We start from the raw sequence: 15,702 nt of genomic DNA, 5'->3' as shown, positions 1-15,702 counted from the left end.
GAGGCTCACGCGAGCTCGAGCAGGAGCGTCGCGACGATCATCACGGCCGCTGTGGCGCCGTGCACGCTGAACGCGATCACGCGGTTTCCCTGGTGCCGCAGGATGATCAGCATGTCGCCGAGCGGGATGAAGGCCTCGGCGAGCAGGATCCAGCCGAGTACGTGCGGGCCCGCCAGCATCGCCACGCCCGCCACCAGCCCGGTGCCGATGTCCCGCACGCCCTTGATCTGGAAGAACGCCGTGGTGCCGGTGGGGATCGTGGCGAGACCGAAACCGGCGGCGGTCTTCTCGGGCGCCAGCAGGTAGCTCAGCCCGACGTAGATGATGCCGACGGCGACGAGGCCGGCGATGACGTAGGCGGTGACGATCATGGGGTCCTCCAGAAATCTAGCATTGCTAGGAACAATGACGACGCTAGTCTAGCGGCACTAGATTGTCTAGCGACGCTGGGATGCAAACCCGGCCACCGGGACCACCAGCCGGCGGCGCTCGTCGCGCGCTTCGGCGGCCGCGGCCCACCAGAGCCGCCTCACCGGCCGTGACGGACGACGGGCAGAATGAACGCCGATCACGCAGAGCACGACGAACGCGAGGAGAGTTTCGGTGACGGGAGCCCTACGTGGTGTGGTCGCGCTGGACGGCCCGTCGGGAACCGGCAAGACCACGGTCGCGCGCAAGCTCGCCGACCGGCTGGGCGCGGGCTACCTCGACACCGGCGCGATGTACCGGCTGGTGACGCTGGCCGTGCTGCGCGCGGGCACCGATCCGGCCGACACCGACGCCGTCGGCCACCTCGCCCACGACGTGCACTTCAGCATCGGCACCAGCCCCGAGCGGCCCGAGGTGCGCCTCGGCGAAGAGGACGTGGCCGCCGACATCCGCGGGCCCGAGGTCACCCAGGCGGTGTCGGCCGTGTCCGCGGTGCCGCAGGTGCGTGAGCTGCTCGTGGCGCGCCAGCGCCGGATCATCGCCGACGTGCTCGCCGCCACCGGGGGCATCGTCGTGGAGGGCCGCGACATCGGCACGGTCGTGGCGCCCGAGTCGCCGCTCAAGGTCTACCTCACCGCCTCGGCCGACGTCCGCGCAGCGCGCCGCAGCGGCCAGGACAGCGCCGCCGGTCGCGAGACGAGCGTGGCGGCGGCCCGCGAGTCCGTCGAACGCCGGGACCGGCTCGACTCCACGCGCACGGCGTCGCCGCTGCGCGCGGCCGAGGACGCCGTGCCGGTCGACACCTCCGAGCTGTCCATCGACCAGGTGATCGTCGCGCTGGCCGAGCTCGCCTGCCGTCGCGGCCTGCTCGACGACTGCCCGGCCGGAGCCGAGGCCGAGGCGCGCGCATGACCGGTGGCGCTCTCCCCGAGGGTGCGAACGGCCTCCTGCACGACGCCGGGCGCGTGTTCGGCCGGTACCATCTGCGGCTGGCCTTCCGGATCCGCGTGCACGGGCGCGACCGGATGCCCGAGACCGGCCCGGTCGTGGTCATCGCCAACCACAGCTCCATGATCGAGCCGCAGCTGATCTTCGGAATGCTGCCGCGGCGTTCCGCGTTCCTCGTCAAGGCCGAGATGTTCAAGGGCGCCGCCGGGCGGTTCCTGCGGGCGATCGGCCAGATCCCGGTGAAGCGGGGCGAGATCGACCGGGCGCCGCTGATGTCGGCCGTGGGTGTGCTGAAGGCCGGTGGGGTCGTCGGCGTGTTCCCCGAAGGCACGCGGGGCGCGGGTGACGTCGGTGCGGCCGAGAAGGGCGCGGCCTGGCTGGTGCGCGCCTCCGGGGCGACCGTGCTGCCGGTGGCCACGCGGGGCACGTTGAAGCCCGCGAACGGGAAACGGCGCTGGCGGCCGCGGGTGGACATCCTCACCGGCGAGCCGTTCACGCCGAAGGTGGGCCCGGGCCGGACCGGCCTGGAAGAGGGCACCGAAGAGCTGCGGCTGCGGCTCGCGGAGCTCGTGAAGACTTTGGACGATTGGCGGGCCGAGAACCGAATCGGCTCGCCGTAGGTGAAGTGGGAAGCAATGACAGGGTTTGAGTCCGCCTCCGCGGGAGAGAGTGTGTCGGCGGAGTTCGAAGGTGCCGGCGAGATCGACGGCACCTGGTCCGACGAGAGCGAGTTCGCCGCGCTCGACGCGCAGATCGAGGCCGAGGGGGCCGCCGAGCAGGCGAACCTCGCGCAGCCGGTGCTGGCCGTGGTCGGCCGGCCCAACGTGGGCAAGTCCACGCTGGTCAACCGCATCCTCGGCCGCCGCGAGGCCGTGGTGCAGGACGTGCCGGGTGTCACGCGCGACCGCGTGGCCTACGACGCCTACTGGGGCGGCCGGCGCTTCACGCTCGTCGACACCGGCGGCTGGGAGCCCGACGCGACCGGCCTGCAGGCCTCCGTGGCCGCGCAGGCGGAGATCGCGATGCAGACGGCCGACGCCGTGCTGCTCGTGCTCGACGCGACCGTGGGCGCCACGACCACCGAAGAGGCCGTGGCCCGCGTGCTGCGGCGCTCGAAGAAGCCGGTGCTGCTGGCCGCGAACAAGGTGGACGACGACCGGCTGCTGGCCGACACCGCGTCGCTGTGGCGCCTGGGCCTCGGCGAGCCGCACCCCGTCAGCGCGCTGCACGGCCGCAGCTCGGGCGACCTGCTCGACGCGATCATCGCGGCCCTGCCCACCGCGCCGCGCGAGCTCGGCTCCGTGAGCGCGGGCCCGCGGCGCGTGGCGCTGGTCGGCAAGCCCAACGTGGGCAAGTCGAGCCTGCTCAACAAGCTCTCGGGCGAGGAGCGCTCGGTGGTCGACTCGGTCGCGGGCACCACCGTGGACCCGGTCGACTCGCTGGTGGAGCTCGACGGCGACACCTGGCGGTTCGTGGACACCGCAGGTCTGCGCAAGCGCGTGAACTCGGCCAACGGCGCCGAGTACTACGCCTCGCTGCGCACCAAGACCGCGATCGACGCGGCCGAGGTCGCGATCGTGATGCTCGACGCCGCGGAGCCGCTGTCCGAACAGGACCTGCGGGTGCTCACCATGGTGGTCGAGGCGGGCCGCTCGCTCGTGCTCGCCTTCAACAAGTGGGACCTCGTGGACGAGGACCGCCGCCACGCGATGGTGCGCGAGCTCGACCGCGGCCTGGTGCGCGTGCCGTGGGCGGAGAAGGTGAACATCTCGGCGCTCACCGGCCGTTCGGTGCGCAAGCTCGCGCCGGCGCTGCGCACGGCCCTGAAGTCGTGGGACCAGCGCGTGCCCACCGGCCAGCTCAACGGGTGGCTCTCGGACCTCATCGCGGCCACGCCGCCGCCGGTGCGCAGCGGCAAGCAGCCCAAGGTGCTCTTCGCGACACAGGCCGGCATCCGCCCGCCGACGCTCGTGCTTTTCACGACCGGGTTCCTCGAAGCCGGTTACCGTCGGTTCATCGAACGCAAGTTCCGTGAACGCTTCGGCTTCGAAGGCAGCCCCGTCCGGGTGAACGTGCGCGTGCGCGAGAAGAAGGCGAAACCCAAGGTCGGCGGCAAGGCCGCGAAGACCCGCTGAGCTCGGCGAACACCGGTCCGACGCGCCGGGGGAGAAGTCTTCCCCGGCGCGTTTTGGTACCCACAACGGATTCGGGGTGCCGGTGACGTCCGACACTCGGCTGTGACCCTTGCGCTATCTGACGTTCACCTTGGCGTATCGTGGACGGCTGCACCGGGCGCCTCATTCGGAGAGCCAGCCCGAATGACGCTCGCGAAAGGTGAGTGATGGGCTTGCGCCCGCACAGTACGACCCCGCACGTCCTTTTTCTGAAACCCGCGATCACGCGGGGTAACGGGGTGGCCCGGTGACCCTCACCGCCGACCACGCCCCCACCACCGACGTCGCTCTCCAGATCCCGGCCACGGTTCCCGCCGTCGCCGAGCCGACCGTCGTCGACGACCCGGCCGCCGCGCTGGCCTGCGTGGCCGAGGTCACCCACGCGCCGTCCGCCGCCCCGGTGGCCGACCGCGCCCTGTTCTGGTCCGGTCTCGGCGCCAGCGAGCGCACGCTGCTGCAGATCCTCACCGACACGGCCGAGCGCCACCCCAACGCCGCCGCGATCGACGACGGCACCACCACCTTGACCTACCGCCGGCTGCTCGAGGAGATCGAGACCTACGCCCGCCGCCTGCGCGGCCACGGGGTCGGCCTCGGCGACCGCGTCGGCATCCGGGTCTCTTCCGGCACGGCCGAGCTCTACGTCGCCATCCTCGCCACCCTGTCCGTCGGCGCCGCCTACGTGCCGGTCGACGCGGACGACCCCGAGGAGCGCGCCGAGCTGGTGTTCGGCGAGGCCGGCGTCGCCGCGGTCGTGACCGACGGCACCATCACCGTCGCGGGCACTCCCGGCGGCCGCGAGGGCCGGCCGGCCCCGGCCGACGACGCGTGGATCATCTTCACCTCCGGGTCCACCGGGAAGCCCAAGGGCGTCGCCGTGACCCACGCCTCCGCCGCGGCCTTCGTGGACGCCGAGGCGCAGCTGTTCCTCACCGAGGAGCCGATCGGCCCCGGCGACCGCGTGCTCGCGGGCCTGAGCGTGGCGTTCGACGCCTCGTGCGAGGAGATGTGGCTCGCGTGGCGCCACGGCGCCTGCCTGGTGCCCGCGCCGCGCGCGCTGGTCCGCACCGGCGTCGACCTCGGCCCGTGGCTGATCGCGCAGCAGATCACCGTCGTCTCCACCGTGCCGACGCTGGCCGCGCTCTGGCCCGCCGATGCGCTCGAAGACGTGCGCCTGCTCATCTTCGGCGGCGAAGCGTGCCCTCCGGAGCTGGCCGAGCGCGTGGCCGTGGAAGGCCGCGAGGTCTGGAACACCTACGGCCCCACCGAGGCCACCGTGGTGGCGTGCGCCGCGCAGATGACCGGCGAAGGCCCGGTGCGCATCGGCCTGCCGCTCGCGGGCTGGCAGCTCGCCGTGGTCAACGAGGCCGGTGACCCGGTCGCCATGGGCGAGACCGGTGAGCTCGTGATCGGCGGCGTCGGTCTCGCGCGCTACCTCGACGCGGAGAAGGACGCGCAGAAGTTCGCGCCGCTGCCCTCACTGGGCTGGCAGCGCGCCTACCGCAGTGGCGACATGGTGCGCGCCGAGCACGAGGGGCTGCTGTTCCTCGGCCGCCTCGACGAGCAGGTGAAGCTCGGCGGCCGCCGCATCGAGCTGGGCGAGGTCGACGCCGCGCTGCAGTCGCTGCCCGGCGTGCAGGGCGCGGCCGCCGCGGTCCGCCGCACCAAGGCGGGCAACCAGGTCCTCGTGGGCTACGTCGTGCCGAGTGCCGGCGCGACCTTCGACGCCGATGACGCCGCGACCCGGCTGCGCGAGCAGCTTCCGGCCGCGCTGGTGCCGCTGCTCGCGGTGATCGACGACCTGCCCACGCGCACCTCCGGCAAGGTCGACCGCGCCGCGCTGCCGTGGCCGCTGTCCACTGTGGACGCCGGCGGGTCGGGTCTGTCCGCCACCGAGGCGTGGCTGGCCGAAGGCTGGGCCGAGATCCTCGGTGTGTCCGTGACGGAGCCGAAGGCCGACTTCTTCACCCACGGCGGTGGCAGCCTCACGGCCGCGCAGCTCATCGCGCGCATCCGCACCCGCCACCCCGAGGTGTCGGTGAACGACATCTACCAGCACCCGAAGCTCGGGTCGCTGGCCGCGATGCTCGACAAGCTCAGCGGCCAGGAGACCGAACGCCGCGAGATCGCGCCGACGCCGCGACGCGCGGGCGTGATCCAGACCGTGCTGATGCTGCCGCTCATGGGCCTGGTCGGCCTGCGCTGGGCCACGCTGGCCGCGGTGGCCTCGAACCTGCTGTCGCTGCTCGGGGTTTCCTGGGCGCCCACGCTGAACTGGGCGTGGCTCGTGCTCGCGTGGCTGGTGCTGTTCAGCCCGGCCGGGCGCATCGCGATCGCCGCCGGCGGTGCCCGTGTGCTGCTCTCGGGCGTGCGCCCGGGCAGCTACCCGCGCGGTGGCAGCGTGCACCTGCGGCTGTGGACGGCCGAGAAGCTCGCGGAGTTCAGCGGCGCCGACAGCGTCGCGGGTGCTTCGTGGATGACGACCTACGCGAAGGCGCTCGGCGCCCGCGTGGCCAAGGACGTGGACCTGCACTCGCCGCCGCCGGTCACCGGCTTCCTGAAGCTGGGCCGCGGTGCCGCCGTGGAGCCCGAGGTGGACCTCACGGGCCACTGGGTCGACGGCGACCTCGTGCACATCGGCAAGATCCGCGTCGGCGCCGAGGCGCGCATCGGTTCGCGCAGCACGCTGTTCCCGGGCGCGCGCATCGGCAAGGGCGCGGAGATCGCCGCCGGTTCCACCGTGCGCGGTGCCGTGCCGGCCGGGCAGCGCTGGGCGGGCTCGCCCGCGGTGCGCTCGGGCAACGCCAAAGACGCGCTGAAGTGGCCGGGCAGCCGCCCGCCGCGGTCGCGCTTCTGGGCGACCGTGTACGGCATCACCTCGCTCGTGCTCGGGTTCCTGCCGGGCATCGCGGCCCTGCCGGGCGTGGCCGTGCTCGGCTCCGCGATCTGGGGCGCGCCGACGCTGCCGGCCGCTCTCACGCAGGCCCTGATCTTCGCGCCGCTCGCCACCCTCGCCTACTTCCTCACCTACGCGCTGCTGGTGCTGGCCGGGGTGCGCGCGCTCGGCGTCGGCATGGTCGAGGGCTACCACCCGGTCCACGGTCGCGTCGCGTGGCAGGTGTGGGCCACCGAGCGCCTCATGGGCATGGCCCGCGAAGGCCTGTTCCCCTTGTACGCCAGCCTGTTCACGCCCGTGTGGCTGCGGCTGCTCGGCGCGAAGGTGGGCCGCAACGTCGAGGCGTCGACCGTGCTCGCGCTGCCGAAGATGACCCAGGTCGACAGCGGCGCGTTCCTCGCCGACGACACCATGGTCGCGACCTACGAGCTCGGCCACGGCTGGCTGCACGTCGCACCGGCACGCATCGGCAAGCAGGCGTTCCTCGGCAACTCGGGGATGACCGCGCCGGGCCGTTCCGTGCCGAAGCGCGGCCTGGTGGGCGTGCTGTCCTCGACGCCGCTGAAGGCGAAGAAGGGCTCGTCCTACCTCGGTATGCCGCCGCTGCCGGTGCGCCGCGCGGTCGGTGACGCCGACACGAGCCGCACCTACACCCCGGCGCTGCACCTCAAGGCCGCGCGCGCGTTCGTGGAGGTGCTGCGGATCGTGCCGGTGATGTGCGGGGTCGCGTTGAGCGTGGGCGTCGCGTTCGCCCTGCTGGCGATCGCGTCGCTCTACGGCTTCGGCATCGCCGCACTGCTGGCCGGGCCGGTGCTGCTGGCCGCCGGGATCGTGGCCGCGCTCACCGCCACCATGATGAAGTGGCTGCTGGTCGGGAAGTTCCGCGCGATCGAGCACCCGTTGTGGAGCTCCTTCGTGTGGCGCAACGAGCTGGCCGACACCTTCGTGGAGACGCTCGCCGTGCCGTGGCTGATCGGTTCGGTCGGCGGCACGCCGCTGCTCACCGCCTGGCTGCGCACCATGGGCGTGAAGATCGGGCGCGGCGTGTGGCTGGAGACGTACTGGCTGCCGGAATCGGACCTCGTCCGCCTCGGCGACGGCGCGACCATCAACCGCGGCTGCGTGGTGCAGACACACCTGTTCCACGACCGGATCATGAGCATGTCGCGGGTGGAGCTCGACGAGGGTGCCACGCTCGGCCCGCACGGCATCGTGCTGCCGGGCGCGAGCATCGGCGCGCGCACCACCGTGGGCCCGGGTTCGCTCGTCACGCGCGGCGACGCGGTGCCGGCGGACACGCGCTGGCTCGGCAACCCGATCTCGACCTGGCGTCGGTGAGCCCGCGACCGTTGCGGCCCGCCAAGATCCGCGCGATCCTGCTGGAAGACGACCACCTCATGGAAAGCGGGGTTCTGCTCGGGTGACCTCGAAGGCTGCCGCGCCGGCTCCCGGCGCCGAAACCTCGGCAGATTCGTACCTCCCCGGTCACGGCAACGGCGGCTACCGCGTCCGCCACTACGACCTGGATCTCGACTACCGCGTGGGGCCCAACCGGCTCAGCGGCACGGCGGTGCTCACCTGCGTGGCCACGCAGGCGCTGTCGCGGCTCACGCTCGACCTCGGCGAGTTCCGCATCTCGCGGGTGCTCGTGGACGGCCGGCCGGCGAAGTTCCTGCGGCGCGGGCTGAAGCTGCAGGTGAAACCGGTTCGCTCGATGCCGGAGGGCACCGAGTTCCGCGTGGAGGTGCGCTACGTCGGCAACCCGCGGCCGGTGCCGAGCCGCTGGGGCGACATCGGCTGGGACGAGCTCACCGACGGCGCGCTCGTGGCGAGCCAGCCGATCGGCGCGCCGTCGTGGTTCCCGTGCAACGACCACCCCGCCGACAAGGCGAGCTACCGCGTCACGGTGACCACGGGGTCGACCTACCTGGTGGCGGTGACCGGGAACCTCGTGTCGCGCACGCAGGCGGCGAGCACCGCCACCTGGGTGTTCGAGCGGCCGGAGCCCACGGCGACCTACCTGATGAGCGTGCAGGTCGGGCGCTACGACGACGTGGAGCTCGTGGCCGGGCCCGGCGCGGGCTGGTTCTCGCACCCCGAGGCCCGCTCGTTCCGGCTGCGGCTCGGCTTCGGGCGCGGCAGCAGCGTCGAGTCCGTGGTGGCGACCGTGCCGCAGCGGGCCGCGGTGCCGCCGCGGCTGCGCAAGCCGTTCGCGCGCGACTTCGGCCGGCAGGGCCGGATGATGGACGTGCTGCAGCGGCTGTTCGGGCCGTACCCGTTCGGCGAGTACGTGGTCGTGGTGGCCGACGACGACCTGGACGACCCGATCGAGGCGCAGGGGATGTCGATCTTCGGCGCGAACCACGTGGACGGCCGCCGCACCCACGAGCGCCTGGTCGTGCACGAGCTCGCACACCAGTGGTTCGGCAACAGCCTCACCGTGGCCGACTGGCGCCACATCTGGCTCAACGAGGGCTTCGCGACCTACGCCGAGTGGCTGTGGTCGGAGGAGTCCGGCGGCCCGACCACGGACTCGCTGGCGCGGATGTGGCACGCGCGCCTGAAGACCAAGCCGGCCGACCTGCGCATCAGCGATCCGGGCGTGGTCCGGATGTTCGACGAGCGCGTGTACAAACGCGGCGCGCTCACGTTGCACGCGCTGCGCGGCGAGATCGGCGACCCGGCGTTCTTCGCGCTCGTGAAGGCCTGGGCCGCCGAGCACCGCCACGCCACGGTGAGCACGGCGGAGTTCGTCGAGTCCGCCGAGGTCTACGCGGGCCGGTCATTGCGGACGTTCTTCACCACATGGCTCGAAACACCCGCGCTGCCGCCGCTGTGATCCGGTGCTTTCGCGGGCCGCAGCGGGCAGAATGACCGCCTGACGAAGGGGGCGTCCATGACGTGGCCGCAGCAGCCCGGTCCGCCGCGACGGAGTGGCAGTGGTACCGGTGCCTGGGTGGTGTTCGGCGCCGTGGCGGTGGTCGTGGTGGTGTTCGGGGTGACCGCGTTCGTCGCCCCGGGGTTCCTCCGGCCCACGCGCGCGGTGGCGGGCGTGGGGCACGTCGTGCCGGGCGCGGCCGCGGCGGCGCCGTCCTCGGACAGCTCGGTTCCGTCGGACGGCTCGGTGCCGTCGGCCGGAAACGGGCCGCCTGCCTCGATCCCGTCCGCGCGCACGCCGGAGCCGCACCGCAGCCAGCCGCTGGCGGACCCGTCGAGCTGCAGCTACCCGGCCGACCCGAACGGGCCTGCGGCCAAGCCCGCGACGCCGCCCGCCGACGGTCCGGAACCCGCGAGCGGCACGGTCGCCGTGAACCTCGCGACCACGGCCGGCGATATCGGGCTCACGCTCGACCGCGCGCTCGCGCCGTGCACCGTGGCGAGTTTCCTCACGCTGGCCAAGGAAGGCTTCTACACCGGCACCAGCTGCCACCGCCTCGGCACGACCGATCTGCAGATGCTGCAGTGCGGCGACCCGGCCGGCGACGGCACGGGCGGGCCGGGATTCACCGTGCCCGACGAGTTCTTCCCGGAGCTGACCTACGGCCGCGGCCTGGTCGCGCTGGCCAACACGGGCCAGCCCACGTCCGGCGGCAGCCAGTTCTTCCTGATGTTCGGCGACACCCCGATCCCGCCCACCTACACGGTGTTCGGCACCATCTCGGACGGCGGCCTCACCGTGCTCGACAAGGTCGCCCGCGGTGGCATCGACACCACCGCGGCCGGCACCTACGGCGACGGCACGGGAAAGCCGCGGATCCCGGTCACCTTCACGGCGGTGACGGCGCAGGGCTGAGTTTCCCGCGCTGTTGATCCCGGGCTGAGCATGCCAGGCGCGGGACGTCACCCCGGCCGTCACGCGGACGGCGGCTGTGGTCCCGCCGGGCGGGACGGCAGGCTCTCCCGATGGCTTCCGTGCGGCGGCAACGGCACCTGAACGAAGCGCTCCTGGGCATTCCGCGCCGGGCGGAGTCGTCGGACCGGGCCACGCTCACGCGGACGTTCGTGGCGGCCGGGTCGTTTTCGGCGATGCTGCACTCGGCCGACCACCAGGTGCTCTACGGCCGCCGCGGCGCCGGCAAGACCCACGCGCTGCTCTACCTGAGCGACCTCGTGGACCGCACCGGCGACGTGGCCGTCTACGTGGACCTGCGCACCCTCGGCAGCGCCGGCGGGTTGTACGAGGACGGCAAAACGGAGGCGGCCGTGCGCGGCACGCAGCTGCTCGTGGACACCATCGAGGCGGTGCACGAGGCATTGCTGGCCGCGGTCGTCGAGCGGGAGCTGGGCGATCCGGGTGCGGTGCTGCCGGCGCTCGACGCGCTGGCCGAGGCGGGCACCGCGGTCGAGGTGGTGGGCGAGGTCGAGCGCGAGACCCGGGCGAGCGTGGCCGAAGAGGCCGCGCTCGGGGTCGAGCTCGGTCTGGCGCCCGCGGCCCGGATTTCGCTGGGGCACAAGCGGTCCGCCGGTGGCGAGAGCCGGCTGCGCCGCACCGGCACCGAGCGTCACCACGTGGTGTTCGGCCCGCTCGGGCGCGCGCTGAGGGCGGTGGTGCGGGCGCTGGCGGGCCGGCGGTTGTGGCTGCTGCTCGACGAGTGGAGCGCGCTTCCGTTGCAGCTGCAGCCGTTGCTGGCCGATTTGCTGCGCCGCACGTTCCTGCCGACCGCCGGGGTCACGGTGAAGATCGCGGCCATCGAACGGCGCTCCCGGTTTCGGGAACGGCTCGCCGACGGCGACCACCTCGGCATCGAGGTCGGTGCCGACGCGGCGTCGGCGGTGAGCCTCGACGACATCATGATCCTCGACGACGGCCGCGCCCGTGCGCTCGAGTTCTTCGGGCAGCTGTTCCACAACCACGCCGCCGTCCGGTTGGTCACCACGCTGCCGGCGCCGCCGGCCGACGCCGAGGCGTTCGTGGCGGAAACCTTTCGTGGCACGGCTTTCAGCGAGCTCGTGCGCGCCGCGGAAGGTGTGCCGCGCGACGCGATCAACATCGCGGCGCTCGCGGCCCAGCACGCGCACGACCAGCCCATCGGCCTGCGCGAGGTGCGCCTCGCCGCCCGCGACTGGTACCTGCGCGACAAACACAGCGCGATCAGCGCCGACGAAGCGGCCACGACGTTGCTGCGCCTGCTGGTCGACGAGGTCGTCGGCCGCCGCCGCTCGCGCACCTTCCTGCTCGACCGGTCGCCGGGCCCGCGCCACGCCGTGATCGCCGACCTCTACGACGCGCGCCTGCTGCACGTGCTGCGCCGCGGGCTCGCCGACCCGAACCGGCCCGGCACGCTCTACGACGGCTTCGCCATCGACTACGGCTGTTACGTCGCCTTGCTGCTCGGCCGGGACGCCGCTCGTCGGCCGCACGCGCGCGGTACGTGGCTCACGCTCCCGAAGGGTGTGCCGCCCGACGGGTTCAGCCTCGCGCGCGAAGCCGTGGATCTCGAAGGCCTGTAACCGAAGCCCGACAACGCAGTCCGCCCGCGGAGCCACCGAAGTGACCCCACGGGCGGAGTGTGCGCATCGAGCTCAGGCGCGGGACAGCACCGACTTCAACGCGGCCAGCAGCACCGTCGTCGCTTCCGGTTCCGCGGCGCCGGTCGGGTGCCGCCAGGCGATGTAGCCGTCCGGGCGGACCAGCAGGGCACCGGCCTCGTCGATCTCGCTCGCGCGGGTCCAGTCGCCGTAGGAGTCGCGGGCGTCGTCGGCGCCGACGGTCAGCACGCGCAGGTCCAGGCCGAGCTCGGCGGACGCCTTTTCCGCCGCCCCCTGCCACGCGGCGCCGGAGAGCCCGGTGACCACGGTGAACTTGCCGTGGCCCACCAGGTCCAAAGTGGACTCCCGGCGGCCGTGGGCGCCGACGAGCCACACGTGGGGGATCTTCGCGCCCGGCGCGGTCGTCGCGTGGTGGAAGAGCTCCGGGTCGCGCCCGTCGGCGGCCGGCGCCGCGCTGTCGGCGAGTACGGCGGTCGAGGCGTACCGCTGGTCGAGTTCGACACCGTGGGCGTTGAACTCGTAGTTCTTCAGCTCGATCGCCTTCTCCAGCTGCCGGCGGCGGCGCGCACCGTCCGGCGTGGCGGCTTCGCAGGCGGCCAGGCCGGCCGCGATGCCGTCGGAGTCGGTGCCGCCCGAGATGCCGAGCGCTTCGAAGATCGGGCCGAACTGGTCGCGCGAGAGGTTCGCCCGGTCCACGATCTGCTTGCCCACGGGCGCGCGCTCGGCCGAGTACGTCTCCAGCAGTCCCTCACCGGCTTCCCCGCGCACGACCATCGCGAGCTTCCACGCCAGGTTGAACGAGTCCTGCACCGACGTGTTCGACCCCAGCCCGTTGGACGGCGGGTGCCGGTGCACGGCGTCGCCGGCGCAGAACACGCGACCGCTGGAGTACTGCGTGGCATACGAGTGGTTGACCGTCCACAGTGACGTCGAGGTGATCTCGACGTCGAGCTCGGGATCACCGATCAGGTCACGCACGATCCGCGTGGCCTCGTCGACGTCGACCTCCGGCGCTTCACCGGCGATGTCGTAGCCCCACACGAGCAGCCACTCGTTCCACGGCCGCACCATGCGCACCAGGCCCATGCCGATCCCGCCCAGGTGCGCGCCCGGGCGCATCACCCAGTACAGGACGCTCGGCCGGTGGGCGACGTACTGCGCGAGGTCGGCCTTGAACGTGATGTTCATCGAGCCCGCTTTGCCCGTCTCACCCGCGATCGGCAGCCCGGCCTGCTCCGCGACGCGGCTGCGCGCGCCGTCGGCACCGACGAGGTACCGCGCCCGCAGCGTGAACTCGTCGCCGCGCACGCGGTCGAGGAACCGCGCGGTGACGCCGTCGGCGTCCTGGGTGTAGTCGAGGAACTCGGTGTCCAGCCGCAGCTTCGCGCCGCGCTGGGCCGCGTTGGAGACCAGGATCGGTTCGAGGTAGGTCTGCGGCAGGTCGATCATGTGGCACGGGCTCGCCGCGCCGTACTCGGCCGCCGAGCGCTCCCCGGTGCCCCAGCTGGTGATGCGGCCGATCTCGCTGCCCGCCAGCGAGGTGCACAGAACGGTGTCGCCCATCAGCTCCGGCGGGGTGCCCTGCGCCAGCGCCTGGTCCTCGACGCCGAGGTCACGCAGGACCTCCATGCCGCGCTGGTTGGTGATGTGGGCCCGCGGTGTGTTGGCCGTCCAGCCGTACTTGGTGGCCAGAACCGTGCGCACGCCGTAGGTCGCCAGCGCCAGCGCGGCCGAGCCGCCGGCCGGTCCGCTGCCGACCACGATCACGTCGGTGTCGAACTCTGTCATGGTGGGAGTCCTCGTCAGTGAGCGGGAGCGGGGGAGATGTGGAAGGTGAAGTCGAGCCGGCGCCACTGGGCGGGCTCGCGGCCGTCGGGCGCGGTGCCGGACTGCTCGGCGAAGTCGACGATCAGGCCGTCCTTGACGCCGAACACGGTGTCGGAGTCGAGGTAGTCGCCGCCGTTGACGAACAGCTGCGTCACCAGGGTCCGGTAACCGGGCTTGGCGATCATGAAGTGCACGTGGGGTGCGCGGTACGGGTGGCGCCCGACCGAGCCGAGCATCTGCCCGACCGGGCCGTCGGCCGGGATCGGGTAGGCCGAGGGCACGATCGACCAGTACCGCAGCCGGCCTTCGGCGTCGGTGCGGAAGCGGGCGCGCAGCACCGGGCCCTCGAGGTCCGGCAGCTGCACGTCGTAGAACCCGTCCTCGTTGGCCTGCCAGACGTCCACCACGGCGTCGGCCACCGGGGTGCCGTCGGGCTCGGTGACGCGCACGTCCGTCCACAGTGGAGTTCCGGGCAGACCCGCGGCGAGGTCGGCACCCTGCTCGGTCTCCGGCGGGCCCTCCACGTAGAACGGGCCGAGCACAGCTGACGGCGTGGTGTCGGGCGTCCGCGAGTTGGTGAGCACGTCGACCACACTGGACACGCCGAGGGTGTCGGAGAGCAGGATGAACTCCTGGCGCTTGTCGTCGGTGATGTGCCCCGTGCGCGTGAGGAATTCGATCGCGTACTCCCACTCCTGCTGGGTGAGGTCGGTGCGCACCACGTAGGCGTGCAGCGTGCGGACCAGGTCCTGGAGGAGCTCGCGCAGCCGCGAGTCGGTGGCGGTCGCGAAGCTGTCCACGACCTCGGCGGTGAGGCTGCGCAGGTCGGGCTTCGTCCCCTCGGCCGCCGCGGGGCGCGTGCCGGCCCAGGCCTGGCGCAGCAGCCCCTCGATCCCCTCGCGGGTGACCTCGCGCGGGTTGGGGTACGGCTTGGCCGTGGCGATCTCGGCGGCCTTCGCGATGTCGTCCTCGGTGAACCCGAGCTCGCCCAGCGAGTGCGGCACCGGCAGGCTCGCGATGAGGTCGTACACGCCGGTGGCGGCGTCCGGCGCGCCGAGCGCTTCGGCGATGCGGCGCATGGCCTCGGGCGCGCCGGAGGTGTTGTACGCCATCGCGTACGGCAGCACCACGGTGTGCGTTTCGGAGTGCGGCAGGTCGAAGCTGCCGCCGAGGGTGTGGCAGAGCTTGTGGTGCAGCGCCATGCCGACCGAGCCGAGGCAGGTGCCGGCGAGCCACGCGGCGCGCAGGGCCTGGGCGCGGGCGTCCGCGTCGGACGGGTCGGCGGCGATGCGCGGCAGCGCGGCGGCGAGCAGCCGGATCGACTCGAGCGCGAACTGGTCCACGATCGGGTTGGCGTCCGGCGAGTAGAGCGCCTCGACGGCGTGGGCCATCGCGTTGATCCCGCTCGTGAGCGACACCTGCACCGGCAGCTTCAGGGTGAGGTCCACGTCGTACACGACGACCTCGGGCAGCACCTTCGGCGAGGTCTGCGTGACCTTGCGCCCGTCGGCGGTCTCGCCGAGGACCGGCGTCATCTCCGACCCCGCGTAGGTGGTCGGCACGATGATCTGCGGCACGTCCGTGCGCAGCGCGAGCGCCTTCGCGAGCCCGGTCGTCGAGCCGCCGCCGATGGCGAGGACGCAGTCGACGTCGTTCTCGGTCACGACCTTGAGCGCGCGCTCGGTCACGTCCACGGGCGTGTGCATGGTGGCGTCGTCGAACCGGGCGGCGAGCAGCGGGCCGAGCGCGTCGGCGACGCGGTCCACGGGCCCGGCCAGCGGCGGGCTCCCGAGCAGCAGCACGCGGGTGGCGCCGAGCCGGCGCACCTCGTCGGGCAGCGAGGCGAGGGTGCCGCTGCCGAAGACGACCCGGGCCGGGTTGGCGGTGTAGCTGAACATCGTTGGTCCTTCCACGCGGGTGTCTCGAGTATCCGGATGA

The 15,702-nt window shown here is 72.8% G+C and carries 10 protein-coding genes; 7 read left to right on the top strand and 3 right to left on the bottom strand.

The window, feature by feature from the left end:
• Window positions 1–5 precede the first annotated feature (5 nt).
• Window positions 6–371: a DUF4267 domain-containing protein gene (locus VSH64_RS17360; RefSeq protein WP_326836652.1), complete on the bottom strand. Its 366-nt coding sequence runs from the start codon at window positions 369–371 to the stop codon at window positions 6–8.
• A 253-nt stretch (window positions 372–624) separates the two neighbouring features.
• Here VSH64_RS17360 and cmk point away from each other — a divergent pair, with 253 nt between their 5' ends.
• The 7 genes from cmk (at window position 625) to VSH64_RS17325 (ending at window position 11,898) form a co-directional block, all read left to right on the top strand.
• A complete protein-coding gene (gene cmk / locus VSH64_RS17355; RefSeq protein WP_326837969.1) occupies window positions 625–1,341 on the top strand; it encodes a (d)CMP kinase in 717 nt (238 codons plus the stop codon).
• Complete coding sequence (locus VSH64_RS17350; RefSeq protein ID WP_326836651.1) at window positions 1,338–1,997, top strand: lysophospholipid acyltransferase family protein; 660 nt, start codon at window positions 1,338–1,340, stop codon at window positions 1,995–1,997. Before cmk ends, VSH64_RS17350 begins: the two co-directional genes overlap by 4 nt.
• A gap of 15 nt (window positions 1,998–2,012) precedes the next feature.
• Window positions 2,013–3,512: a ribosome biogenesis GTPase Der gene (gene der, locus VSH64_RS17345; RefSeq protein WP_326836650.1), complete on the top strand. Its 1,500-nt coding sequence runs from the start codon at window positions 2,013–2,015 to the stop codon at window positions 3,510–3,512.
• 394 nt (window positions 3,513–3,906) lie between these two features.
• Window positions 3,907–7,785 carry a Pls/PosA family non-ribosomal peptide synthetase gene (locus tag VSH64_RS17340; protein ID WP_326837968.1) on the top strand — a complete coding sequence of 1,293 codons (3,879 nt, stop codon included), beginning with the start codon at window positions 3,907–3,909 and terminating at the stop codon, window positions 7,783–7,785.
• 82 nt (window positions 7,786–7,867) lie between these two features.
• Entirely contained in the window at window positions 7,868–9,286 is a 1,419-nt protein-coding gene (locus tag VSH64_RS17335; protein ID WP_326836649.1) for a M1 family metallopeptidase, read from the top strand.
• Between the two features lie 57 nt (window positions 9,287–9,343).
• Entirely contained in the window at window positions 9,344–10,240 is an 897-nt protein-coding gene (locus tag VSH64_RS17330; RefSeq protein ID WP_326836648.1) for a peptidylprolyl isomerase, read from the top strand.
• 110 nt (window positions 10,241–10,350) lie between these two features.
• Window positions 10,351–11,898: a P-loop NTPase family protein gene (locus VSH64_RS17325; protein WP_326836647.1), complete on the top strand. Its 1,548-nt coding sequence runs from the start codon at window positions 10,351–10,353 to the stop codon at window positions 11,896–11,898.
• Between the two features lie 72 nt (window positions 11,899–11,970).
• Here VSH64_RS17325 and VSH64_RS17320 read toward each other — a convergent pair whose 3' ends face one another.
• Together VSH64_RS17320 and VSH64_RS17315 are read right to left on the bottom strand one after the other, a co-directional pair.
• Window positions 11,971–13,725, bottom strand: a complete 1,755-nt coding sequence (locus VSH64_RS17320; protein ID WP_326836646.1) for an FAD-dependent oxidoreductase — start codon at window positions 13,723–13,725, stop codon at window positions 11,971–11,973.
• 14 nt (window positions 13,726–13,739) lie between these two features.
• On the bottom strand, window positions 13,740–15,662 hold the full coding sequence (locus tag VSH64_RS17315) for a maleylacetate reductase and hydroxyquinol 1,2-dioxygenase domain-containing protein (protein WP_326836645.1): 1,923 nt from the start codon (window positions 15,660–15,662) through the stop codon (window positions 13,740–13,742).
• Window positions 15,663–15,702: the final 40 nt, after the last annotated feature.

This window comes from Amycolatopsis rhabdoformis, from assembly GCF_035918295.1.
Classification (GTDB): domain Bacteria; phylum Actinomycetota; class Actinomycetes; order Mycobacteriales; family Pseudonocardiaceae; genus Amycolatopsis; species Amycolatopsis rhabdoformis.
Note: the sequence above shows the minus strand (reverse complement) of the source record. Positions and strands in the feature narration are given on the sequence as shown.

Bases quoted from the DNA above. Each gene is read 5' to 3' on its own strand.
- VSH64_RS17315 (WP_326836645.1), bottom strand. From the start codon at position 15,662: ATGTTCAGCTACACCGCCAACCCGGCCCGGGTCGTCTTCGGCAGCGGC.
- VSH64_RS17320 (WP_326836646.1), bottom strand. From the start codon at position 13,725: ATGACAGAGTTCGACACCGACGTGATCGTGGTCGGCAGCGGACCGGCC.
- VSH64_RS17360 (WP_326836652.1), bottom strand. From the start codon at position 371: ATGATCGTCACCGCCTACGTCATCGCCGGCCTCGTCGCCGTCGGCATC.
- der (WP_326836650.1), top strand. From the start codon at position 2,013: ATGACAGGGTTTGAGTCCGCCTCCGCGGGAGAGAGTGTGTCGGCGGAG.
- VSH64_RS17325 (WP_326836647.1), top strand. From the start codon at position 10,351: ATGGCTTCCGTGCGGCGGCAACGGCACCTGAACGAAGCGCTCCTGGGC.
- VSH64_RS17350 (WP_326836651.1), top strand. From the start codon at position 1,338: ATGACCGGTGGCGCTCTCCCCGAGGGTGCGAACGGCCTCCTGCACGAC.
- VSH64_RS17330 (WP_326836648.1), top strand. From the start codon at position 9,344: ATGACGTGGCCGCAGCAGCCCGGTCCGCCGCGACGGAGTGGCAGTGGT.